This window comes from Microbacterium sp. RU1D (genome assembly GCF_900156435.1).
Lineage (GTDB): Bacteria > Actinomycetota > Actinomycetes > Actinomycetales > Microbacteriaceae > Microbacterium.
The window spans coordinates 804848-825999 of sequence record NZ_FTPQ01000001.1 but is presented as its reverse complement, the minus strand read 5'-3'; the positions used below and the strand labels follow the sequence as shown (position 1 = coordinate 825999).

Here is a 21152-nt window from a genome sequence, read left to right as displayed (position 1 = left end):
CGAAAGCCGACTCAACCGCACCAGCGTATCCGCCCCGACCGTGGCGGTCTCGCCCTTTCCACACGCCACCGGGGCTAAAGATGAGAGTTTTGTCATTTTGCAAAAAGCGCAAGAGGGTTGTCGGGCCGAGGGGCTTTACGTATGTTCGAAGTCCGGTGGGGGGCTCCGGTCACTCCATCGATCCCGCGCGCGGGGCCGAATCCCGCGCGTGCAGACACGATCCGCAACGCCCGGGCGCGCCCCGGAGGAACATCGAGGAGACAACGTGGCAGATCTCATCGCAGCCCAGGAGGGTGCGCTTCGTCGCGGGGCCGAAGCGGTCAACACCGCGAAGTCGGGCATCGACGAGCAGGTCCGCAAGGTCCGCAGCGAGCTCGACCAGGTGGCCGGGTTCTGGACCGGCGCCGCAGCCGGTTCCTACACCCAGCTCATGCAGCGCTGGAACGAAGAGACGACCAAGCTCAACAACGTGCTCGTCACGCTCGAGGACGCCCTCCGCGGCACCGAGCGCGACCAGGCGGCGTCGGAAGAGTCGCACCAGCAGACCATCGGCAACCTGGGCTCCCTGCTCGGCTGACCCGCTCGACACGAAAGAAGGAACTCTCATGCAGTCCATGTCCGTTCGTCCCGAGCAGGTCATCGCCCTCTCCGGTCAGATCCGCAACGGTGCCTCCGGCATCCGCACCCGCCTCGACGAGCTCGAGTCGCAGGTCAACGCCCTCCGCGCGTCCTGGGATGGTGAGGCGCAGACCGCCTACGACCAGGCCCAGGCGCAGTGGACCCAGTCCATCACCCGCCTGAACGAACTGCTCCAGCAGATCGCCGGCAAGACCGACGAGATCGCCCAGGGCTACACCTCGACCGACAAGTCGGCCGCGGGCCGCTTCGCCTGAACCACTCGGAACCGGCGGTCGCTGCGGCGGCCGCCGGTTCTCTGGGCTCGCGCGCCTTCGTCGCTCACGAGCCCGATCCCCTCGCATCCCGATCACAGAGAAACGAGTGATCCCCCATGGCCGACTCGATCTTCCTCAACCTCGACCTCGCCATCCAGCGCGTTCTGCAGCTGACGCAGGTACCGGAGGAGCTTCCCTCCGCGGGCGCCATCGAGATCGTCGACGGCAACGGCACCGAGCCGGCCGCGGCGGCGTTCACCGATCGCGTCCGCCAGCGCGCGCAGGAGCTGGCCTCGGAGGTGGAGAAGCTGCGTCAGATGGTGGCCGGGAGCGCCGACGCCCTGTCACAGGCTGCGCAGTCGCTCCAGGACACCGACACCTCAGGTTCGGCCATGGCGCAGAACGCCCTCTCGATCGTCGAGTCGGCCTCGGAGCCCACCGCGGCGCCCGCTCAGCCGGCGCCCACCGGGGGTGCGGCGGGCGTGCGCTCCGTTCTCGGCGGAGGACCCCAGTGACCCGACGCCGTCGCCGGGCCCTGCGCGCGCTGGGGGGCGCGCTGATCGTCGGCGTCTTCGCCGGCGCGGGCGTCGCACCGGCTGCACAGGCCGCGGCCGGGGGCGACTACGACTGGTGGTACGACACGTACGAGGTGCAGGCCGCGCACGACTCCGGAATCACCGGGGCGGGCGTCAAGATCGCCGTCATCGACACGCAGATCGATCCCGACCTGCCGATCTTCGAGGGACGCAACCTCACCGTCAGCGACACCCAGATCTGCGAGTCCCGCACCGAACCGGTGTCCGAGACGGCGACCGAACCCTCCATTCACGGCACCACGATGGCCGCCCTGCTCATCGGCAACGGCGCCGGCGCGAGCGGCATCCGCGGTATCGCCCCCGACGCCGATGTGACCTTCTACGGATACGGCACCCTCGACCTTCGGGAGGAGGATTATTGCCGCCCGAACACGGACGACGACGTCTCGATGTTCGGCTACGCGGTGAAGAAGGCCGTGGACGAGGGGGCCGAGATCATCACGACGTCGGTTCAGAGGAGGGCGTACGAGAACGACGCACCGGCCATCGCGTACGCCCTCGCGCGCGGGGTGACGATCGTCGTGGGCACACCCAACGCCGACACTCCCGTGGACAGCGGAACGGACGTGGCGAGCTTCAACGGTGTCATCGCCGCCACCGCGATCGACCGTGACGGCGCCGTCCAGACCGACGGGGCCGGTGCGCCCTTCGTCGTGCCCACGACCGATGTCGTCGCTGCGGGCGTCAATCTGCCGACCGTCGGGATCGACGGCGACTGGAACTCCTCGCGTGCAGCCGTGGGTTCGTCATTCGCCGCGCCCGTGGTGGCGGGCATGCTCGCCCTCGCCGCGCAGAAATACCCCGACGCCACCGGTGACCAACTCGTTCAATCGCTGATCGCGACCACGAACGGCACGCAGCACGATCCGGCGCGCACCGAAGACGGTTACGGCTACGGGGCCGCTTGGCTCCCGACTCTGCTCAGCGTGGACCCGACCACCTTCCCGGATGAATCGCCTCTCCTGAGCAAGCAGGTGGGTGTACCGACGCCGGAGCAGATCGACACGGCGAAGACCGAGGGCTTCGTCCCCGTCACCATCCCTCGCAGTATGGATCAATACCGAGACACCGCTCCGCCGTCCTCCGGTTTCGACATGGCTTCTCTCGTCGTCTGGGTCGTCACCGGCATCGGTGTCCTCATCGTGGTGGCCGCCGTCGTGGTCGTCCTCATCGTCATCGCCCAGCGCCGCAAGGCCGGAAAGGGGAACACACCGTGACAGGTACGTGGGAACAGCGCCTACAGAACCTCGCGGAGGGTGGCGTTCCGTGGGACATGCCAACCCGTTACGAGCTGGCCAACGCCCTCGAAGCGCTGAGGCAGGTCCTCGATGCGGCGTCGAAAGACACCGGCATCGGCGGGGATGCCGGAGATGCGGCGCGAGCGAAGTTCGCGGCCTCGGTCACCGAGGTCGATGCGCAGATCCAATATCTGCGCGACCATGTCAACGAGCGCCTCATCGATGCGAACGATGTGCGTCGCCAGGCGCGGGACTCGGCCGCGTCACTGCCTCCGGGCGAGATGAACGGCAACCAGGAGGCGATGGTCCGCGGGGCGGCCGCGGGCGCGTCGATCGTCTTCGGACCGGTGGCGTTCCTCGCCGGTGAAGGCGCGAGTCGTGCCATCAACGGATACATGGCCTCACAGCGCGAAGACGCCGCACGTACGGCCGTCGAGAAGCATTCGGATCAGATGGATGCCATCGAGATGAGGGAGCCGCCGGCCTTCTCGTCGACGGTGATCTCCTCCGAACCCACGAGCTCACCCTCCTCTTCGGAAGTACCGGCCGGCGGATACGGCGCCCAGCAACGCAGTTTCGAGTCTTACCCCGACTGGGACATGTCCGGCGGCGGCGCTGCCGGTGGCGGAAACGGTGGCGGCACCGCCACTCCGCTTCCCGGGGGCGGTGGCGGCGGCGGCATCCAGCCTCCCCCGAGCGAGTACGGGCCGTTCCCGAACCCTCCCGGCCAGACCCCGGGTGGGCAGCCACCCATCGACATCGGCAACGTCCCGCCCGAACCCACGCCCGACGGTCCCATCAGCGGCAGCCCCACCCTTCCCGGTGGTGTGCCGTTGGCTCCCGGCGGGGGCGGAGGACTGGTCGGAACGCCCGGTGGTCCCGGAGCCGGTCTCGGTTCGGGCCTGGGAGCGGGGCTCATCGCCGGCGGCGGCGGGGCGCTCGCGCTCGGACGTGTCGGCGGCGGAGCGGGAGCACCGGGCGTGCCCGGTGGCCGTCTCTTCGGCGGACCCGCGGGCGGTTCGGTCGGCGCAGGTGGCGCCGGCGGCGCACGATCCGGCGGTCTGCTCGGACGACCCGGTGCCGGCGCCGGTCTCGGAACGCGCGGCGTCGGTGGTCTCGGCGCGGCGGGCACGGGTTCGGCCAACTCGGCAGCGCGTGGCGCGGGTGCGCGAGCGGGCGGCCTCGGCGCCGCGGGCACGCGCGCCGGTGGTGTCGGCGGAGCGGGTGGCTCGGCCACGGGTACGTCCGGCGGTCGTGCAGGTGCGGCGAACGGACGTGCCGGCGTGGGCGCCGCTGGTGGTTCCGGCGCCGGAGCGGCCGGAACCGGTCGCACCGCGGGTGCCGGATCACGCGGCGTGGGCGGCATGGGCGGCCCCGGCTCCCGCTCCGAGCGCAAGAAGGACGAGGCACGCGGCCTCGCGGGTCCGATCGCCCCGCGCATGGAAGACGACGAGCAGATCGGTCCCCGGTCCGAGAACGCCCAGGCCGGCGGCCGCGACGAGTGACCCTCGTCGCCCGATGACCCTCACCGACAGGAAAGAAGACGATGTCTGATCGCATCTCCGCCCAAGAGGGCGCGCTCGTCCGTGGCGCCGAAGTGGTGATGGGCGCGCACGCCGACATCAGCGACAGCGCCCGCCGCGTGCTCGCCGAGCTCGACGAGCTCGCCGCCAACTGGTCCGGCGACGCCGCGAGCTCGTACAACGCGCTCGTGAACGAGTGGACGGCCGGAGCCACGCGCCTGAATGACGTGCTCGTCACCCTCAGCGCGGCCCTGCGTGCGACCGCGAGCGACCAGGAAGCGGTCGAGGAGCAGCACCGCACCACCATCCAGGGCCTCGGCTCGCTGCTCGGAGGAGAGTGAGATGGGCGATCTTCGCGTCACCCCCGAGGCACTGCACGCCGCCGCCGCGCGGCTGCGTTCCGAGAGCGCCCGCATCGACGCCGCCCTCGGCGGACTGGATGCCGAGGTCGCGCGCCTGCGCGGCAGTTGGGAGGGCACCGCTCAGGCGGCCTACAACAACGCCCAGCAGCAGTGGAGCGCGACCCTCGAGCAGATGCGAGACGCCCTGTCGCGCATCTCGAACGCCACCGACTCGATCGCCGACGACTACGTCTCGGCCGACCGGGCGTCGGCCGCGCGTTTCCAGTGATCGGCTCGGCGCTGAACGACCGACGCCGGTCACGCAGTGCCGAGCGCCGGGCGGTGAACGATCACCGCTCGGCGCTCGATCGGCTCCGTGATCGACGGCGATAGGCTTTCGGAGTCTGACCGCAGGGGGGCTTCGGTCCGGAAAGAGGGGGCCGCGGATGGCTGACGTCATGAACGCGACACGAGCGCTGCTGCGACTCTCCGTGCAGAGCGAGGGGCGGCGGCTCGACATCGCCATCCCCGCCCAGGTGCCCGTGATCGAGTTCCTGCCCGGGTTCGCCCGGTCGCTGGGAGTGCTCGACGCCTCGATGACCTCTGCGGGCTACGCCCTGCAGCGCGCCGACGGATCCACCGTCGATCCCTCGCTCGGTGCCTCGGCGCAGGGCATCGTCGACGGCGAGGTGCTCACGCTCGTCCGCGGCGGTCTCGTCGCGCAGCCGCGCGTCTACGACGACATCGTCGAGGCGGTCATCGACGCCACTGCGCAGCAGAACCGTCCCTGGACCACCCGCGACAACGCCCGCACCGCGCTGGCCGTCAGCCTGGCGCTGCTCGGGGTGTGCGCGGTCCTGCTGCTCGCGGCGGGACGCGCCCTGCCCTTCGGAGCGCTCGTCGCCGGCGGGGGCGCCCTCGTGCTGCTCGTCGTCTCGGCCGTGGTCGCCCGACTCGGTCAGCGCGAAGCGGGCCAGGGCCTGGGCATGGCGGCATCCGTCTTTGCCGCCATCGCCGGATTCCTGGCCGTTCCCGCCTCGTTCGACATGTGGGGGTGGCCGCTGGCCGCCGCCGGCGGTGGAGCCTTCATCGTCGCCGGCGTCGCCCTGGCGCTCACCCGCGAGCGCGCCGAACTCCAGCTCACCCCGCTCGTCGCCGGAGGCGCACTCGGCGTCACCGGCACACTCGCGGCGTTCTTCCCCGCCCCGACGGTGTGGACGCTGATGGTCGGAGTCGTCGCGACGCTCGCCGGCGCCCTGCCGTGGCTCGCGATGAGCACGACCCGCCTGCGCGTGGCCTCCCCGCAGAACGACGTCGAGATCTTCGCCGATCCGCAGCCCATCGACGCCGACGACATCGCCGCCCGCGTCGCCCAGGGAAAGCGCATCCTCATCGCGCTCCGCCTGGCCCTCGCGGTGGCGATCATCGTGGCCACGCCCCTCGTCGCGGCGCAGAACGCCACGGGCGCGATCGTGTGCGCCCTCGCGTTCGCCGGCATGATGTTCCCCTCGCGTCAGACCTACGCCCGCTCGGGCGTGCTGACGGTCATGGCCACCGGCATCCTGGGACTCGTCGTCGCGGGCGTCGTGGCCTCTCTCGCGCAGCCGGGCCTGCGCATCGGCATCCTGGTCGTGCTCCTCATCGCGACGGTCAGCGTCGTGACGGTCACGCTGCTCGCCCCCAAGACCCGCCTGCGTCTGATCCGCGTGGCCGACACCGCGGAGCTGCTCGTGCTCGCGGCACTGCTGCCGCTCGCGGTCATCTCGTCCGGGCTGGCCTGACGCGATGGCCACCAAGGGCGACCTGATCGAGGCGCAGAACTTCTCGCGCCGCCGCCTGCTCACCGCCTTCGTCAGCGGCGCCCCCGGCGGCAAGGAGCTGCAGCCGACCGCTCCCCTGCGCGCCGTCATCGCCGCGATCGCGCTGACCGTCATCGTCGTTCTCGTCGGCGTCTTCTACGGACTCATCCGCCCGGGCCTTCCCACGGGCTGGGAGAACGGCAAGCTCGTGCTGGTCTCCGACACGGGCGCCCGCTTCGTCACCGTCGACGGCACCCTGCACCCCGTCATCAACACCGCGAGCGCGCGGCTGCTGCTGCCGGCGAACGAGTACGGCGTGATCTCGACCGATCAGGCCACCCTCGCGGGCACCCCCGTCGGCGACACGCTCGGCATCACCGGCGCCCCCGACGAGCTCCCGCCCGCCGCGGGGCTGCTCAACACCGGGTGGAGTGCTTGCGTGAGCGACGACGCGTCGCTCGACGTGCGGATCTCGACGGCGACCGGGCCCACCCCCGCGACGGATCGAGCCGCGGTCGTCTCGGTCGACGGCATCCTGCACGTCATCCAGGGCGAGCGCAGCTTCGCCGTGTCGAGCGAGGACCCCGACGCGGTGCTGCGTGCGGCGGGCATCTCGACGCTCTCCCCGATCAGCGTCCCGGCGTCGTGGCTCGACCTGTTCACCGCGGGCACCGCTCTGACCCCGATCACGCTGAAGAACTACGGCGAGAGCGTCTCGGGCACGTCGCTGCGCGTCGGCCAGGTCGTGCGCCAGGCCGGCGCCCCCGAGGACGAGCGCTTCCTCGTGCAGACCGGCGGCGTCCTCGAGACGCTGTCGCCGCTCGCGTGGCAGCTGTACCAGCTCGGCAGCGGCAGCGCCCTGAAGGGCGAGGTCACCGAGGTGACCGGGAGCGAGATCCGCGGGCTGCCGACGGCCGCGAAGGGCGTCGGCGACCAGTGGCCCACGACCGGCTTCGAGACGGTGGAGACCGGACAGCGCCCGTGCGCGGTGCTCGTGGGCGCCGAGGGGCAGGCGGTCACCGCGCTGGCGACGCAGCCGACCTCGACCGACATCTCGCCGGGCGTGCGGGTCGACCCCAGCCATGGCGCCCTCGTGCGCGCCGGCGGGCGCGGTGACCAGAACACGAACGTGCTGACCCTGGTGGATGCCACGGGCACCGCGTATCCGCTGCCGAACGCGAACGACGAGACCATCGCGCGCCTCGGCTACTCGACAGACGACATCGGGTCGATCGCCGACGGGTGGACGGCGCTGCTGACCACGGGACCGTCGCTGAGCGAGAGCGCGGCGCAGCGCACGCCGGAGGCGAAGTGAGGCACCGCGGCGCCGCGAGGCGTCTCGGCGCGCTCGCGCTCGTCCTCGGTCTCGTGAGCGCCGGGGTCCCCGCGGCCGCGCACGCCGCTCCCGTCGCCCTGTTCCCCGTCCTCTCGGCGTCGGAGGACGGCTGCCTCGCCTCCACACGCGTGCCCGAGACACCGCCGGCCCTCGGCGAGCTGCAGAGCACGGCCGCGTGGGAGATCACGAAGGGCGCGGGCGTCGTGGTCGCCGTCGTCGACTCCGGCGTGGCTCCGAACCCGCACCTCGACGCCTCCGTGCTTCCGGGGATCAACCTCGTGCCCGACGGCACCGACGCCACCGCGCGTACCGACATCTACGGTCACGGCACGGTCATCGCCGGTCAGATCGCCGCGCAGATCATCCCCAAGTCGGGAGTGCAGGGCCTCGCCCCGGATGCCAAGATCCTCCCGATCCGCGTCTTCGCCGGGACCTCGGACCAGCTGAAGGACGCGGGCTTCGGTCCGAACACCGCACGGATGGCCAATGGCATCCGGATCGCCGCGGACCTCGGCGCGCAGATCATCAACGTCTCGATGAGCACGACCGCCGAAGACGGCGACCTCTCCTCCGCCGTCGCCTACGCGCGCGAGCGGGGCAGCCTCGTGATCGCGAGCGCGGGCAACCGCGACTCGGAGGCGGCGGTCGAGGAGGACGACTCCGACGGCGTCCGCTACCCGGCCGGTTTCCGCGGAGCGATCGGGGTCGCGGCCACGAACGAGTCCGGCACCGTGACCAGCGCCAGCATCCGAGGGTCGCACGTGAAGCTGTCGGCCCCGGGCCAGGCGATCGCGTCGTCGTGGCCCCAGGGCGGGGACTGCGTGGTGTCCGGCGACAAGCCGGCGACCAGCTACGCGGCCGCGTACGTCTCCGCGGCCGCCGCGCTGGTCGCGTCCGCGCATCCCGACGAGACACCCGACCAGTGGGCGTACCGTCTCGAGGTGACCGCCGTGCGCGGACAGCCCGACGCGCGGTCGAACACCTCGGGATGGGGCGTGGTCCAGCCCTACGACGCCATCGTCCTCGTTCCGGGGTCGGGCCTGCGCGGACCCTCCAGCCCGTTCGTGCGGTCCACCGCCTCGCCCGAGCCCACGGGCACGCCCGCGCCGGTGAGTATCGCGGTGGGTCCGGGTCCGGATGCCGCGGCCATCACCACGGCGACCGGCATCGGCGTCGGCGCGCTGGTGCTGCTCGGTGCGATCGGGACGATGGCGGTGTTCGTCAGCCGCCGCCGCGACGACACGGTCTCGCGTCGGCCCGCGCCCACCGGCCGCGGCCTGTACGGCGACGACACGGCGGGATAGCGCCCCGACGCCGAGCGCCGCGCCTCAGCCCGCGGTCGGGCGCAGCTCGAGATCGGCGTCGCCGAGACGGAATCGACTCGGCACGGGCGAGGTCCCGCCGCTCGGCAGGCGTTCGACCCGCCCATCGTCGTGCACGAGGGTCACGCCGTTGGTCGACTGCAGGTCGGTGATCGTCCACCCGGTGACGGTCCAGTCGAGGCGCGCGTGCTCCTTCGACATCGTGCGCGTGTCATCGTGCACCGCGACGTACTGCACCGCGTCGTCGGCGTGGGAGGGCTTCCGCCCCAGCACGACGGTCCGTCCGGTGAGCGCCGCCGCGGCGCCGCCGGGGAGTCCGAGCGTCCACTCGCCACGGCGGCGGGAGCGGGGCCGCGCCGTCTGCGTCGACTCGTCGAGGGGGGCGGCGCCGTCCGTGCGTCCGGCGGAGCGCTCGGCCGTCGAGTCGGTCGTCTCCGACACGCGGTCGTCGCCGCGGCCGTCGGTCCGGTCGTCGATCTTCGCGGCAGTGGTCTCGGCCTGCGCGGTGGTGACGTCGGCGGACCGCGTCAGCGCGGCATCCGGAACCCGCGTCACCAGGGCGTCGCTCGCCGGAACGGCCGCTGGAGCGTCGGCCATCGGAACGGCTTTCGACGGAGCCGCGGCCATCCGACCGGCGGTTGCAGGGCTCGCGGTCACCGCCACGGCGCCGTCGAGGTCCGCCGCCGCGGCCGGCTCGACGGTCGGTGCGTCCGCCCCGATCTCGCGGGGCCCCGGCAGGACGGGGACCGCGTACGGCTCGTCGTGCTCCGGGGCGGTCCGTCGACCACCGGCGGCGGCGGCGGGAGGCGCGGCGTCCGCGGACGTTCCGGGGACCGCGGCGATGGGCGCGACGGCATCGTCCGTGGTGGTCGTCTCGGCCACGGTGATCTGCCCGGACGCCGAGGGCTCGGCATCCGTCTGTGGGGTGCGCGCGAGGAGCATCGCCCACGCGGGCGGGAGGACCACGGCGAGCGCCGTCGTCCCGGCCCCGCGACCGGAGCTCTCGCCGAGGCGGTGCGCGGCCCTCGCCTTGAGCACGAGGGCGTACACGTTCACGAACGGCACGGCCAGCAGCACGGCGCGGACCGGGTCGAGCCGACCCAGCCGGAACACCTCCGCCTCGTTCACGAGCGGCACCCAGGCGCGCCACGGCTCGCCGCCGTGGACGGCGATCACGCGCGACAGCCCGATCGCGTACCAGACGTGCAGCACGAGGGCGATCACCAGCACCGCTCCCGCGATCGTGGCGATCAGGCTCAGGGCATCCATGCGTCCTCCGTCGACGGTCTCCCCCGACGCTACCGTGCGGGCGTCGCCGACGGGTGGCGCCTCACAGGGTCGCGGGTGCTCCCGCCTCGGGCGACCCCACGACGCGCGAGATGGCGGCGGGCGGCATCCGTGTCGCCGTCTCGGCATCCACCCGCCACGCACCGCAGCCCGCGCACCGCACGTATCGCACGACGGCGTCGCTCGTGCGATGCACCGAGGCGGTGAGCCAGCCGTGTTCGTGGACGGATGCCGCGGCGGCGGCCGGTCGGATGCGGGAGGCGGTCATGATCCCAGCGTGTTGTAATGCCCTTATGCATCTCAACCCTTACGGCGAGTACGCGGTGCTGCTCGCCGCGTCGCTGGCGAACGACTGGCCCGCCGACCGGGCCGGCATCGAGGAGCGCACGATCGAGGGAGGGATGACGATGCGCTTCCCCGTGGCATCCGACGATCACGCGAAGACGCGGGAGGTCATCGACGAATGGCTGCGCGTCGTCGACGAGACCGACCCGGCGGCCCGGGCCGCGCTGCTGAACGAGCAGATGGCGGCGGTCGCGGCGTACCCGCGCCTCACGAACCACGACGGCGAGGGATGGCACCTGCACTACCGCGACAGCGACGAGGCGCTGCCCCGCGTGCTCGCGGCGGTCATCTCGGTCGGCACCTCGCTGCACCTCGTCACCCGCGGCATGGACCGCCTCGGTCGGTGCGCCTCGGAGCCCTGCGCGCGCGTTGTCGTCGACGTCACCCGCAACGGCCGGCAGCGCTACTGCTCGGTGCGCTGCGCCAACCGGGCCGCCGTCCGCCGTCACCGCGCCCGCGTCTGACGGGCGTGGGACACGTCCGGGAGACGACGGATGCCGGGCTCGGGCGCCCGCAGCATCCCTCGGTCGTGCGGTGAGCGGATCGAACGGACGACACGCCGGCGGCGTCGGCAAGCTCAGCCACCTCACCCGGTCACGAGCCCACAGGACAGTCGGATGCCGCCGTGTCGAGGGATGGCGGAACATCCATGCCAGCGCATACGTTGCTGTGAGCACCGACGACAGGAGACCCCATGGCCGACGAACTGACCGTGACCCGCAACGACGAGGCGAGCCGATACGAGATCCACGTGGGCGACGAGCTCGGCGGATTCCTGGAGTTCGAACCGGCCGGCGACCGCGTCGAACTCCCCCACACCGAGATCGACCCGGCCTTCACGGGCAAGGGTCTCGGCTCGAAGCTCGCGGGCGAGGCGCTGTCCGACCTCGCACGTCGGGGCGACACCGTCATCCCCTCCTGCCCGTTCGTGGCGCACTACCTCGGCGAGCACGACGTCGAGGGCCTCTCCGTCGAGTGGCCCGAAGGCGCCGGCGAGCCGTCGTGACCCGCCTCGACGTCGCCCCGCCCGAGGCGGAGGGTCCGGTCGAGTGCGACGGACCCCGTGCGCTCGTGGTCGAGGCGCGCGAGGTGCCGTTGGGCGGGGTCCGCGGCATGCAGGTGCACCGCACCCTCCCGCACCGCTCGCTGCCGATGGTCGGCGCGTGGTGCTTCCTCGATCGCTTCGGTCCGCAGGACACCCTCATGCGCGTCGAGCCGCACCCCCACATCGGGCTGCAGACGGTGACGTGGCCGATCGTCGGCGAGGTGCGCCACCGGGATGCCGTGGGCAGCGACGTCGTCGTGCGCCCCGGCGCCCTGAACCTCATGACCAGTGGCGCGGGTATCGCGCACTCGGAGTACTCGGTGGGCGAGTGGCCGATCCCCCTCGACGCGCTGCAGCTGTGGGTGGCCCTCCCCGAGGCGCGACGGCACGGCGCCCCCGCCTTCGAGCGGCATGAAGACCTGCCCATGCTCGACCTCGGCGACGGAGCCGACGCGGTCGTCGTGATGGGCGACCTCGGCGGCGTGACCTCCCCCGCGACGGTGCACACGCCGATCGTCGGCGCCGAGCTGCGCCTGCCCGCCGGGGTCACCGTGCGGGTCCCCCTGCATCCCACGTGGGAGTACGCCCTCTACGGGATGATCGGCACCGCCGACGCGGTCACCGGGATGGATGCCGTCGACGCCGACGCCCCGAGACGACCGGCGCCGGCGCTCGGGGGCGGCCCCGTGGCATCCGTGGACCACACGCGCCTGATCTACCTCGGCACCGGCCGCGACCACCTCGAGCTGCGCAGCGAGGAGGGGGCCCGGGTCTTCCTCCTGGGCGGGGAGCCGTTCGAGGCCGACATCGTCATGTGGTGGAACTTCGTCGGTCGCTCGCACGGCGAGATCGTCGAGGCGCGCGAGGCGTGGGAAGCTCGCGCCGCACGGTTCGGCGAGGTCGTGGACCACGGTCCCGAGCGCATCCCGGCTCCGCCGCTGCCCGCGGTGCGTCTCACCGCACGGCGACGCCGGGTCTGACGCATTCGCGCACCCGCGGGCGATCGTCCGTGGTCAGGGCTTCATGGACGCGCGTCGCCGATCGGCGTGTCCAGACGCCGGCCCGCGCGATCGGGCACCGGTCACCGCCGCGACGTCGCGCTCAGTACGTCGGCGCGGCCGGGAGACCGAAGAACTCCTCGAGGGTGGTGTACCCGCCATCGTGGTACGCCTGCGCGAGCTCCGGCCCGATGTAGCGCAGGTGCCACGCCTCGGGCTCGTAGCCGCTGTAGTCCTCGCGCCCCTCGGCGTAGCGGGTGATGAAGCCGAACTCCCACGCGTGCTCGCGCACCCATTCGCCCTGCCGTGACGCGGCGACGTCGTCGAGCGTCCCGCAGGAACCGCTGCAGGGGACGATGTCGACGGCCTTGCCCGTCTGATGCTCACTGAATCCGGGTCGCGCGCTCTCGCGATCGGCCTCCGCCACGCCGCCCACCGCGACCCGGCCGGCGTACGTGGACTGCTGGGTGGAGTACGACCGGAAGGCGCTGAGGTAGCCGATCTCGCCCGCACCGGCGTCGGCGGCGGCGCGCACCATCGCGGTCAGCGCCTCAGCGGGCGCGGCCCGCAGCGCCGACTGCTCGAGCGCGCGCACGTTCGACGGCATGACGAGGTCGCCCGGGTAGTAGTCGAGCGGTTCGAGCGGGCGCTGCTTGTTGACCACGAGCCATTCGCGGTCGGGGTCGCTCAGTGAGACGCAGGGGGCGAGCCCGGATGCCACCGCGGTGCGGAACGCCGACCCGCCGCCCGCCGCGGCGATGGCGGCGGTGTCGTCGCCCTGCGCGAGCGCGGCGGTGAAGGCCGGATCGTCGCAGGGCGTCGCGGTCGCGGCGACGGCGGCGACCTGCGGAATCGGCAGGCCGTCGTCGGGAACGGCCGGCGGGCCCGCCACCGCGGCGCTCACCGTGTCGTCGACGGATGCCGAGGCGGCGATGTCGCGCGCCGAACCGGCGGCCGCGCCGATCGCCACCGCGACGCCGAGGACGACGGCGACCGCGGCTCCCGCCACGACGGCGAGCCGACGACGGCGGTGCGGGGGAAGAGCGGCGACGACCTCCGGAAGACGACGCCAGGACCCGCGCGCCGCGCCGGCGCCTGCGTCGACGGCGACCGTGCTCGCGGCCGCGGCTTCACGCAGCTGGCGCCGCGTGGGGGCGGGCGGGGGGACCTGCGCGAGCGCCGCCGTCGCGAGTCGCTCGGCCTCCGCGCGCGCGGCGCGGCGGGGAGAGAGCTCGGGATCGGGGGACATCACTGCCTCCATTGTCCCCCGGACGCGCGGTGGGGTCGACCCGTCGCCGGGCGACGGTTGCCCCGGCACCCGCCGGGCGGGCAGTCTGGAGGCACCGAGAGCCGACCGGGGGGACGAACCGGGAGGCGTCAGGCGATGTCGCTGAACCCGACCTCGGCGGCCGCGAAGATCGCGACCACGATGCTCAGCAGGCCCGCTACCAGCAGGAGCAGGGGGTGGGCGAACCCGATCACGACGCGCCGGGTACGCGGCAGGTCGGCGAAGAACTGATCCGGGATGCGATGCCGCTCGGGCACACCCGCCCATCCGCGCAGCCGCGCGATGTAACCGACGCAGCGGAAGACGAGGACCGCCCAGAGCATCGCGACGATGAACGGCACGACCGCGCCGAAGATCTCGAAGGCCTCGACCCAGGCCTTCTCGGGATCGGACCCGGTGTCCTGCGCGAGCTGGACCGCCACGGCCGCTCCGAGGACCACCGACCCGACCCACAGGATGAGCGCGCCGAGGACGGCGAAGAACCGCGCGAAGAAGTGCCCGAGGATGGACTCCTCGTATTCGAGATGCGTGCGCGGGGTCTGCGCGAGCACGATCAGCGTCGCGCCGAGCGACGGGAGGGCGCCGACGAGCGAGACCACGACACCGGCGGTCTCGTCTTCGATCCAGATCTCGCAGACCACGAGCAGCACCACCGCGACCGCGAGCCAGATCCATCCGGACAGGGTGGGATGCCGCACCACGAAGGCCGGATGCCGGGACTCGAGCGCCCGCGCGGATCGGTGCACGAGGGCGTGGCCCCTGACCTGCCGATCGTCGACCACTGCGCCTCCCCTGTCATCCCGTCCGGCGAGCGGGCTCCGCTGTCACAGTATCGGTTCGCGGATCGTCCATGGGAACGTATGTGAGCAACGCCGCCTTGCGCTTGAATAGAACATGTGTTCGACTGTTGCGATGAGATGGCAGGGTCAGCAGCTGGGCGTCGACGACACGGCGGCGCTTCCCGGCATGGAGCGCGTGGACGGTCTCGTCCGGTCGGTCACCACTCCCGAGTTCGCGGGGATGACGTTCCACGAAGTCCTCTGCAAGACCGCGCTGAACCGCGTTCCCGGCGCCTCGGCGATGCCGTTCGATTGGACCGTCAACCCGTATCGCGGCTGCAGCCACGCGTGCTCGTACTGCTTCGCCCGCAAGACGCACGAGTACCTCGACCTCGATTACGGCGCCGACTTCGACTCGCAGATCGTCGTGAAGGTCAATGTCGCCGACGTGTTGCGCACCGAACTGCAGCGCGGATCCTGGGCGCGCGAACCCGTCATGCTCGGCACGAACACCGACCCCTACCAGCGGGCCGAGGGCCGTTACCGGCTGATGCCCGAGATCGTGGGCGCCCTGACCGACACCGGAACGCCCTTCTCGATCCTCACGAAGGGCACGTTGCTGCGGCGCGATCTGCCGCTGCTCGCCGAGGCCGCCCAGCAGGTGAAGGTGTCGCTGGCGATGTCGATCGCCGTCTTCGACGACGCCCTCCAGCACTCGATCGAGCCGGGCACCCCGAGCGCCGAGGCCCGCCTCGAGACGGTGCGCGCCGCGACGGCGGCGGGCTTCCGCGTGACGGTGTTCCTCATGCCGATCCTCCCCCACCTCACGGACTCGATCCCGGCGCTCGACGACGCCCTCGCGCGCCTGCGCGCGGCCGGTGCCGCGAGGGTCGTCTACGGCGCGTTGCACCTGCGACCGGGCGCAAAGCAGTGGTTCTTCGAGTGGCTCGAACGCGAGCACCCCCACCTCGTCTCGTCGTATCGCGGCCTCTACCCCGGCGTCTCTGTCACCGCACCGAAGGCGTACCGCACGTGGCTCGGCAAACGTCTCCGCCCGCTGTTGCGCATGCACCGACTCGACGGGTGGGACGAAGACGACCACCCTCGCGGCCGGCCGCAGCCCGGACTCGCCGCCCGCACCCCGGCCACGAACAACCTCGGGCCGGTCCGCACCACCCGCGGCCTGGCGTCCGGTCGCCCTCTGGTCGCTCCGGCGAGCGAGCCGACGCTGTTCTGACGGACGAGACGCCGCTGTGCGCGATCCGGACCAACGCAGAAGCCCCCGCCGCGACGTGCGCGGACGGGGGCCCTGGATGAAACGGATTACGACGTGACGTCGGCCAGCTGACGGCCCGAGATCTCCTCGAGCACGTCGTCGCCCAGCTGCGTCGGCTCGAACGGCGCCTCGATCTCCGCGCGGTCGAGCAGCTCGGTCATCCGACGCTGACGCTGACGCGTGATGAGCGTCACCACCGTGCCGCTGCGCCCGGCGCGGCCAGTACGGCCGGAGCGGTGCAGGTACGTCTTGTACTCGTCGGGAGCATCGGCCTGGATGACGAGGTCGATGTCGTCGACGTGGATGCCACGAGCGGCGACATCCGTCGCGACGAGCACGTTGACGCGGCCCGAGGTGAGCTTCTCGAGGTTGCGTGTGCGCTTCTGCTGGTTCAGATCGCCGTGCAGCGCGACGGCGGCGATACCGGCGTCGTCGAACTGCTCGGCGAGCATCTCGGCGTAGGCGCGGGTGCGGGCGAAGACGAGGGTCTTGCCCTCACGGTCGACGAGCGAGTCGAGGATCTGCGCCTTGTCGCGGTGCTCGATCACGAGCACGCGGTGCTCGATGGTGCTCGAGTCCTGGTCCTCCCCGGCGACCTCGTAGACGGCCGGCTCGACGAGGAACTCGTCGACCAGGGCCGCGACCTCGCGGTCGAGCGTGGCGGAGAACAGCAACTTCTGGCTGCCCTTCGCGGTCGCACGCAGGATGCGCTGCACGGGCTCGAGGAAGCCGAGCTCGCACATGTGATCGGCCTCGTCGAGCACGGCGATCTGCACGTCGGAGAGGTCGAGCTTGCCCTGGTTGAGCAGGTCCTCGATGCGACCGGGGGTTCCGATGACGATGTCGACGCCCTTCTTGAGCGCACCCACCTGACGCGCCTGCGGCACACCGCCGTAGACCTGCGTCGTGAAGAGTCCCACGCTGCGCGCGAGAACCTGCACGGTGCGGTCGATCTGGAGGGCGAGCTCGCGCGTCGGCGCCATGATGAGCGCCTTCGGGGCGCGCCCGAACTCGCGACGCTTGCCGGCCTGCGAGCGCAGAATGCTCTCCACCAGCGGAGCGCCGAAGGCGATGGTCTTCCCCGAGCCGGTGCGGCCACGGGCGAGGACGTCGCGCCCCTCCAGGATCGGCGCCACGGTGGCGGCCTGAATGGGGAACGGCTTGTCCGCGCCGAGACCCGCGAGAGCACGGACGATGTTGTCGCCCAGTCCCAGCTCGGCGAAGCCGGCGCCGGTCACCGTCGCGGCATCCACCGCTTCGGCCTGCAGGCGCTCGTGCACGACATCGACGCGCTGCTCGTGCTCGGCGGAGCGCTTCGGGCCGGCGTTCCAATCCGAGCGGCTCGGACCGTCGGCACGACGGGGGCGGTCGTCGAACGAGCGCGCGGGGCGGTCGGTGCGGTCGAACGACCGCGCGGGACGGTCCTCGAACGACCGAGCCGGACGGTCGTCACGGCGGGGACGGTCGTCGAACGAGCGAGCGGGACGGTCGTTCCGGTCGAACGACCGAGCCGGACGCTCACCGGCATCGCGACGCGGACGCTCGTCACGGTCGAACGAACGAGCCGGACGCTCGCTGCGGTCGAACGAACGAGCGGGGCGATCGCTCCGGTCGAAGGAACGCGCGGGACGCTCGTTGCGGTCGAACGACCGAGCCGGACGCTCACCGGAATCGCGACGCGGACGCTCGTCACGGTCGAACGAACGAGCCGGACGCTCGTCACGGTCGAACGAACGAGCGGGGCGATCGCTCCGGTCGAACGACCGAGCCGGACGCTCACCGGCATCGCGACGCGGACGCTCGTCACGGTCGAACGAACGCGCAGGACGGTCGTTGCGATCGAACGAGCGCGCGGGACGGTCCTCGAACGACCGGCGGGGGCGGTCATCGAACGACCGAGCCGGGCGGTCGCTGCGGTCGAAGGAGCGAGCCAAACGCTCACCCGCATCGCGACGCGGACGCTCGTCACGGTCGAACGAACGAGCCGGACGGTCGCTGCGGTCGAACGACCGCGCGGGACGGTCCTCGAACGACCGACGCGGGCGCTCGTCGCGGTCGAACGAACGCGGCGAACGGTCGTCGCGAGCGGACTGACGGATGCCACGGGCCTCGTCGCGGCCGGCTCGGTCCGACGCGCTCCAGCGGCGCTTGTCGGGGGCGGCCTCGGTCTCGGGGCGGTAGCCGCGGTGGTTCGGGCTCTTGCTGCCGGGCTTGGCGGGACCCTCGGCGCCGGGGCGACGCTTGCGGTCCTGGAACGAGGTCTTCGCGCCGTAGCGCGGCTCGAAGTTCTTCGCGGCGCGGCCGCCGGCGGGCTTCTTGTTCTTGGGCATGGAAAACTTCCTGGGTTCTGTTCGCGCGAAACAGCGACACCGCTCGTGGCGGTGCGATACCCGGACTGTCGTCGGCCGGGGGCCATTCACTGATGATGGTCGAGGCCGCGATCGCGTCCTGTCCATCGGCCCCTTGGACTCACAAACCCATCCGCGCATCACACGCGGTGTCCAGAGCCGACCCGACAACGTTACAGGTCGCCCCTGGGAATGGCATCCATGTCCCACTTCGTGCGGATCCACCCGCCCTCTCTTGCACAAAGCGGGACACCCCACCCGGCCCCGCGGCGCCGCACCCGCCACGGCGCACATCCCTCACGCCCTGACCCAAAATGGAACCATGGCAGACACCGACGCCCACCCCATCACGGTGGCGATCGAGCGGCGCATCGACCCGACGCGCACCGCCGAAGCGACCTCCTGGATGCAGGCCGGCACCGACCTCGCGACCGCTTTCCCGGGGTTCCTCGGCTCGGGGTGGGTGCGCGCGGGCGAAGACAGCGACCTCTGGTACATGCTGTACCGCTTCCGCGACATCACCACGCTCGAGGGGTGGGAGACTTCCTCGCAGCGGCAGTGGTGGCTCGATTCCGGGCGCCCCTTCGCGCGCGAGGAGCGCACCGAGCGCCGCACCGGCATCGAGGGGTGGTTCGACGCCGCGTTCGGCTCGGTCCTCGCCCCGACGGATGCCACGACCTCCCCGGTGCAGCAACCCGTGCCGCCCGCACCCCCGCGGTGGAAGCAGGCCGTGACGATCTGGGTGGGCTTCTTCCCCACCAATTTGCTGGCGTCGTGGCTGCTGGGCTTCGTCCCCGGTTTCGCCGAGGTCCCCCTGCCGCTGCGCGTGCTCGCCACCACCCTCATGCTCACCCCCGTCATGACGTACGCCGTCTTGCCGTGGGTCACCCGGCTGCTCCGTCCGTGGTTGCAGCGTCCGCCCCGCTCTCGAAAGGCCTCGTCATGACCGCTGATCCCACCGGCCGGCGCTTCCACCTGCGCGGCGCGCACTCGTCCGCCGAGATCGCCCAGGTCGGGGCGGCGCTGCGCGCGCTGACCGTCGACGGCGTCGACCTCGTCCCCCGCTATCCCGACGACCTGCCCACGCCCGCGGCATCCGGGGTCGTCCTCGTCCCGTGGCCGAACCGCATCCGCGACGGCCGGTACTCCTTCGACGGCGACGATCTGCAACTGGCCATCAGCGAACCGAAGTTCGGCAACGCGAGCCACGGCCTGCTGCGCTTCGGCGCGTACGAGCCGGTCGAGCACTCGGACGAGCGGCTCGTGCTCGCCGCCGATGTCGTCCCGCAGACCGGTTACCCGTTCCACCTGCGCACGCGGGTCACCTTCTCCCTTCGGCCCGATGGGTTGGACGTCGCCCACGACATCGAGAACGTCGGCCGCAAGGCGGCACCCGTCGCCCTCGGCGTGCACCCCTACCTGCAGATCGGCGGCGTCGACACCGCCGACCTCGTCGTGCGCTCGACAGGCACGACGACCCTCGTGCTCGACGAGCGCAACATCCCCGTCGACGAGGTCCCCGTGAGCGCGGGCACCGACCTGCGCGACGGCGTACGTCTGGGCGATGCCGCCCTCGACAACGGCTACCGGGGCCTGGAGAGGGATGCCGAGGGCGTCGCTCGGCACAGCCTCACCGCCCCCGATGGTGCGCGCGTCGAGCTCTGGCAGGACGAAGGGTTCCGTTGGGCGCAGGTGTTCACCACCGATCGCTACCCCGGCCATCCCCTCGCCGTCGCGATCGAACCGATGACGGCCCCGGCGAACGCTTTCGCCACCGGCAAGGACCTGGAGCGTCTCGAGCCCGGAGATATTCTGCATCGGGAATGGGGCGTGCGTTTCACGGCATGACATTTTTTGTCCCCCAAATGGGGGACAAGAAATATCGCATATGACCTGGGAAAAGGTGCGACAAGCCCTTTCTCATTTTCGGGGCGCGAACGATACCATTCGGGTGACGGTTTTCCGTCGAGGCCGGGGGCGGCAAAGGGTCAAGGTTCGCCCCGGTTCATCACCCGAATGAGCCGACGGGGGCCGAGGGTCTCGCGATGTGGGGGGACCCTCGTTCCGTCACGAGGAAAGATCCCCCATCATGAGCACGCTCCGCTCCGCCGTCCCCGTTTCCCTCACGACGTCCCTCGTGACCCCTCGCCTCGCCGGATTCGCCCGGCGGGTGGGAGCAGCACCCTCGCTGCACGTCGGCGCCGTGGCTCTCATCGTGCTCGTCGGCGGCCTGCTGCTGGCGATCGCCACGACGACGGATCCGCTGTGGTGGCAACTGCACTTCAGCCAGCTGGGAACGTTCGGAGACCTTTCCAGCGCATTCTTCAACACGACGCTGAAGGTCAGCGGATCGATCGTCGTCTTCTTCGCCTTCTGCGTCCGACGCGACGTGCGCCGTCTCGGCAGAGGGCCGGTGCGCCGCGGCGCGGCGACGGTCGCCTTCGTGTGCCTGAATGTCGTGGGCGTCAATCTCGCGCTCGTCGGGTGCATTCCGCTGAACACCGACAAAGACCTCCACGATCGTGTGGCCGGCTCGATGGTGCTCGGATTCCTCGCCCTCCTTCTCACCGCGCCCTTCCTCTTCCACCGCCTCGGCAAGCGCATGGCCGTCGGCACGGCGATCGCGACCGTCTGGCTCATCATCTCGATCGCGCTGTTCGTCTCCGCCACGATCAACCTCGCCCTGTTCGAGACGATCGCGTGCGCCGCGATGTTCGCATGGTCGGGCATGTTCACGT

General features: G+C 71.7%; 21 protein-coding genes and 1 pseudogene. 17 read left to right on the top strand and 5 right to left on the bottom strand.

All coding sequences use genetic code 11. From position 1 onward, the window contains the following. Positions 1–265 precede the first annotated feature (265 nt). From B0B15_RS03770 to B0B15_RS03725, 10 genes are all read left to right on the top strand, one after another. On the top strand, positions 266–577 hold the full coding sequence (locus B0B15_RS03770; RefSeq protein WP_076673401.1) for a WXG100 family type VII secretion target: 312 nt from the start codon (positions 266–268) through the stop codon (positions 575–577). Between the two features lie 28 nt (positions 578–605). Continuing rightward, on the top strand, positions 606–893 hold the full coding sequence (locus B0B15_RS03765; protein ID WP_076673399.1) for a WXG100 family type VII secretion target: 288 nt from the start codon (positions 606–608) through the stop codon (positions 891–893). A gap of 116 nt (positions 894–1009) precedes the next feature. Next, positions 1010–1408 (top strand): hypothetical protein, encoded by a 399-nt coding sequence (locus B0B15_RS16420; RefSeq protein ID WP_076673397.1) that lies wholly within the window; start codon positions 1010–1012, stop codon positions 1406–1408. Continuing rightward, entirely contained in the window at positions 1405–2706 is a 1302-nt protein-coding gene (locus tag B0B15_RS03755; RefSeq protein WP_076673396.1) for a S8 family serine peptidase, read from the top strand. Before B0B15_RS16420 ends, B0B15_RS03755 begins: the two co-directional genes overlap by 4 nt. A gap of 56 nt (positions 2707–2762) precedes the next feature. Beyond that, a complete protein-coding gene (locus B0B15_RS03750) occupies positions 2763–4232 on the top strand; it encodes a hypothetical protein (RefSeq protein ID WP_076673394.1) in 1470 nt (489 codons plus the stop codon). Between the two features lie 41 nt (positions 4233–4273). After that, the gene (locus B0B15_RS03745; protein WP_076673392.1) at positions 4274–4591 is read left to right on the top strand and encodes a WXG100 family type VII secretion target; all 318 of its coding nucleotides are present in this window, start codon (positions 4274–4276) and stop codon (positions 4589–4591) included. Position 4592: 1 nt separating this feature from the next. Next, positions 4593–4880 (top strand): WXG100 family type VII secretion target, encoded by a 288-nt coding sequence (locus B0B15_RS03740; RefSeq protein ID WP_076673391.1) that lies wholly within the window; start codon positions 4593–4595, stop codon positions 4878–4880. A 157-nt stretch (positions 4881–5037) separates the two neighbouring features. Continuing rightward, a complete protein-coding gene (eccD, locus tag B0B15_RS03735; protein WP_076673389.1) occupies positions 5038–6372 on the top strand; it encodes a type VII secretion integral membrane protein EccD in 1335 nt (444 codons plus the stop codon). A 4-nt stretch (positions 6373–6376) separates the two neighbouring features. Continuing rightward, positions 6377–7705, top strand: a complete 1329-nt coding sequence (gene eccB / locus B0B15_RS03730; RefSeq protein WP_076673387.1) for a type VII secretion protein EccB — start codon at positions 6377–6379, stop codon at positions 7703–7705. Continuing rightward, entirely contained in the window at positions 7702–9030 is a 1329-nt protein-coding gene (locus B0B15_RS03725) for a S8 family serine peptidase (protein ID WP_176776557.1), read from the top strand. The genes eccB and B0B15_RS03725 overlap by 4 nt, the downstream gene beginning before the upstream one ends. A gap of 24 nt (positions 9031–9054) precedes the next feature. Here the strand turns inward: B0B15_RS03725 and B0B15_RS03720 are convergent, their stop codons facing one another. Then, complete coding sequence (locus B0B15_RS03720; protein ID WP_076673384.1) at positions 9055–10317, bottom strand: FHA domain-containing protein; 1263 nt, start codon at positions 10315–10317, stop codon at positions 9055–9057. Positions 10318–10378: 61 nt separating this feature from the next. Further along, entirely contained in the window at positions 10379–10603 is a 225-nt protein-coding gene (locus tag B0B15_RS03715) for a hypothetical protein (protein ID WP_076673383.1), read from the bottom strand. Positions 10604–10628: 25 nt separating this feature from the next. Here B0B15_RS03715 and B0B15_RS03710 point away from each other — a divergent pair, with 25 nt between their 5' ends. The 3 genes from B0B15_RS03710 (at position 10629) to B0B15_RS03700 (ending at position 12705) form a co-directional block, all read left to right on the top strand. Further along, complete coding sequence (locus B0B15_RS03710; RefSeq protein WP_076673381.1) at positions 10629–11144, top strand: CGNR zinc finger domain-containing protein; 516 nt, start codon at positions 10629–10631, stop codon at positions 11142–11144. 230 nt (positions 11145–11374) lie between these two features. Beyond that, the gene (locus tag B0B15_RS03705) at positions 11375–11686 is read left to right on the top strand and encodes a GNAT family N-acetyltransferase (protein WP_076673380.1); all 312 of its coding nucleotides are present in this window, start codon (positions 11375–11377) and stop codon (positions 11684–11686) included. Then, the gene (locus tag B0B15_RS03700; protein ID WP_076673378.1) at positions 11683–12705 is read left to right on the top strand and encodes a pirin family protein; all 1023 of its coding nucleotides are present in this window, start codon (positions 11683–11685) and stop codon (positions 12703–12705) included. Before B0B15_RS03705 ends, B0B15_RS03700 begins: the two co-directional genes overlap by 4 nt. A gap of 121 nt (positions 12706–12826) precedes the next feature. Here B0B15_RS03700 and B0B15_RS03695 read toward each other — a convergent pair whose 3' ends face one another. Together B0B15_RS03695 and B0B15_RS03690 are read right to left on the bottom strand one after the other, a co-directional pair. Then, positions 12827–13972: a M15 family metallopeptidase gene (locus B0B15_RS03695; protein ID WP_083708844.1), complete on the bottom strand. Its 1146-nt coding sequence runs from the start codon at positions 13970–13972 to the stop codon at positions 12827–12829. A gap of 128 nt (positions 13973–14100) precedes the next feature. After that, the gene (locus tag B0B15_RS03690) at positions 14101–14793 is read right to left on the bottom strand and encodes a hypothetical protein (RefSeq protein WP_076673377.1); all 693 of its coding nucleotides are present in this window, start codon (positions 14791–14793) and stop codon (positions 14101–14103) included. Positions 14794–14923: 130 nt separating this feature from the next. On the opposite strand from B0B15_RS03690, the gene B0B15_RS03685 reads away from it, so the two are divergent. After that, on the top strand, positions 14924–16027 hold the full coding sequence (locus B0B15_RS03685; protein WP_076673375.1) for an Rv2578c family radical SAM protein: 1104 nt from the start codon (positions 14924–14926) through the stop codon (positions 16025–16027). An 86-nt stretch (positions 16028–16113) separates the two neighbouring features. On the opposite strand, the gene B0B15_RS03680 is transcribed toward B0B15_RS03685, so the two are convergent. After that, positions 16114–18396, bottom strand: a complete 2283-nt coding sequence (locus B0B15_RS03680; RefSeq protein WP_076673373.1) for a DEAD/DEAH box helicase — start codon at positions 18394–18396, stop codon at positions 16114–16116. A gap of 340 nt (positions 18397–18736) precedes the next feature. Between B0B15_RS03680 and B0B15_RS03675 the strand changes: the two genes are divergently transcribed. From B0B15_RS03675 to B0B15_RS16745, 3 genes and pseudogenes are all read left to right on the top strand, one after another. Further along, entirely contained in the window at positions 18737–19360 is a 624-nt protein-coding gene (locus tag B0B15_RS03675; RefSeq protein ID WP_076673372.1) for an antibiotic biosynthesis monooxygenase, read from the top strand. After that, positions 19357–20262: an aldose 1-epimerase family protein gene (locus B0B15_RS03670; protein WP_076673370.1), complete on the top strand. Its 906-nt coding sequence runs from the start codon at positions 19357–19359 to the stop codon at positions 20260–20262. Before B0B15_RS03675 ends, B0B15_RS03670 begins: the two co-directional genes overlap by 4 nt. Positions 20263–20503: 241 nt before the next feature. Then, positions 20504–21091: pseudogene (locus tag B0B15_RS16745) on the top strand (hypothetical protein); the annotation flags it as partial. Positions 21092–21152: the final 61 nt, after the last annotated feature.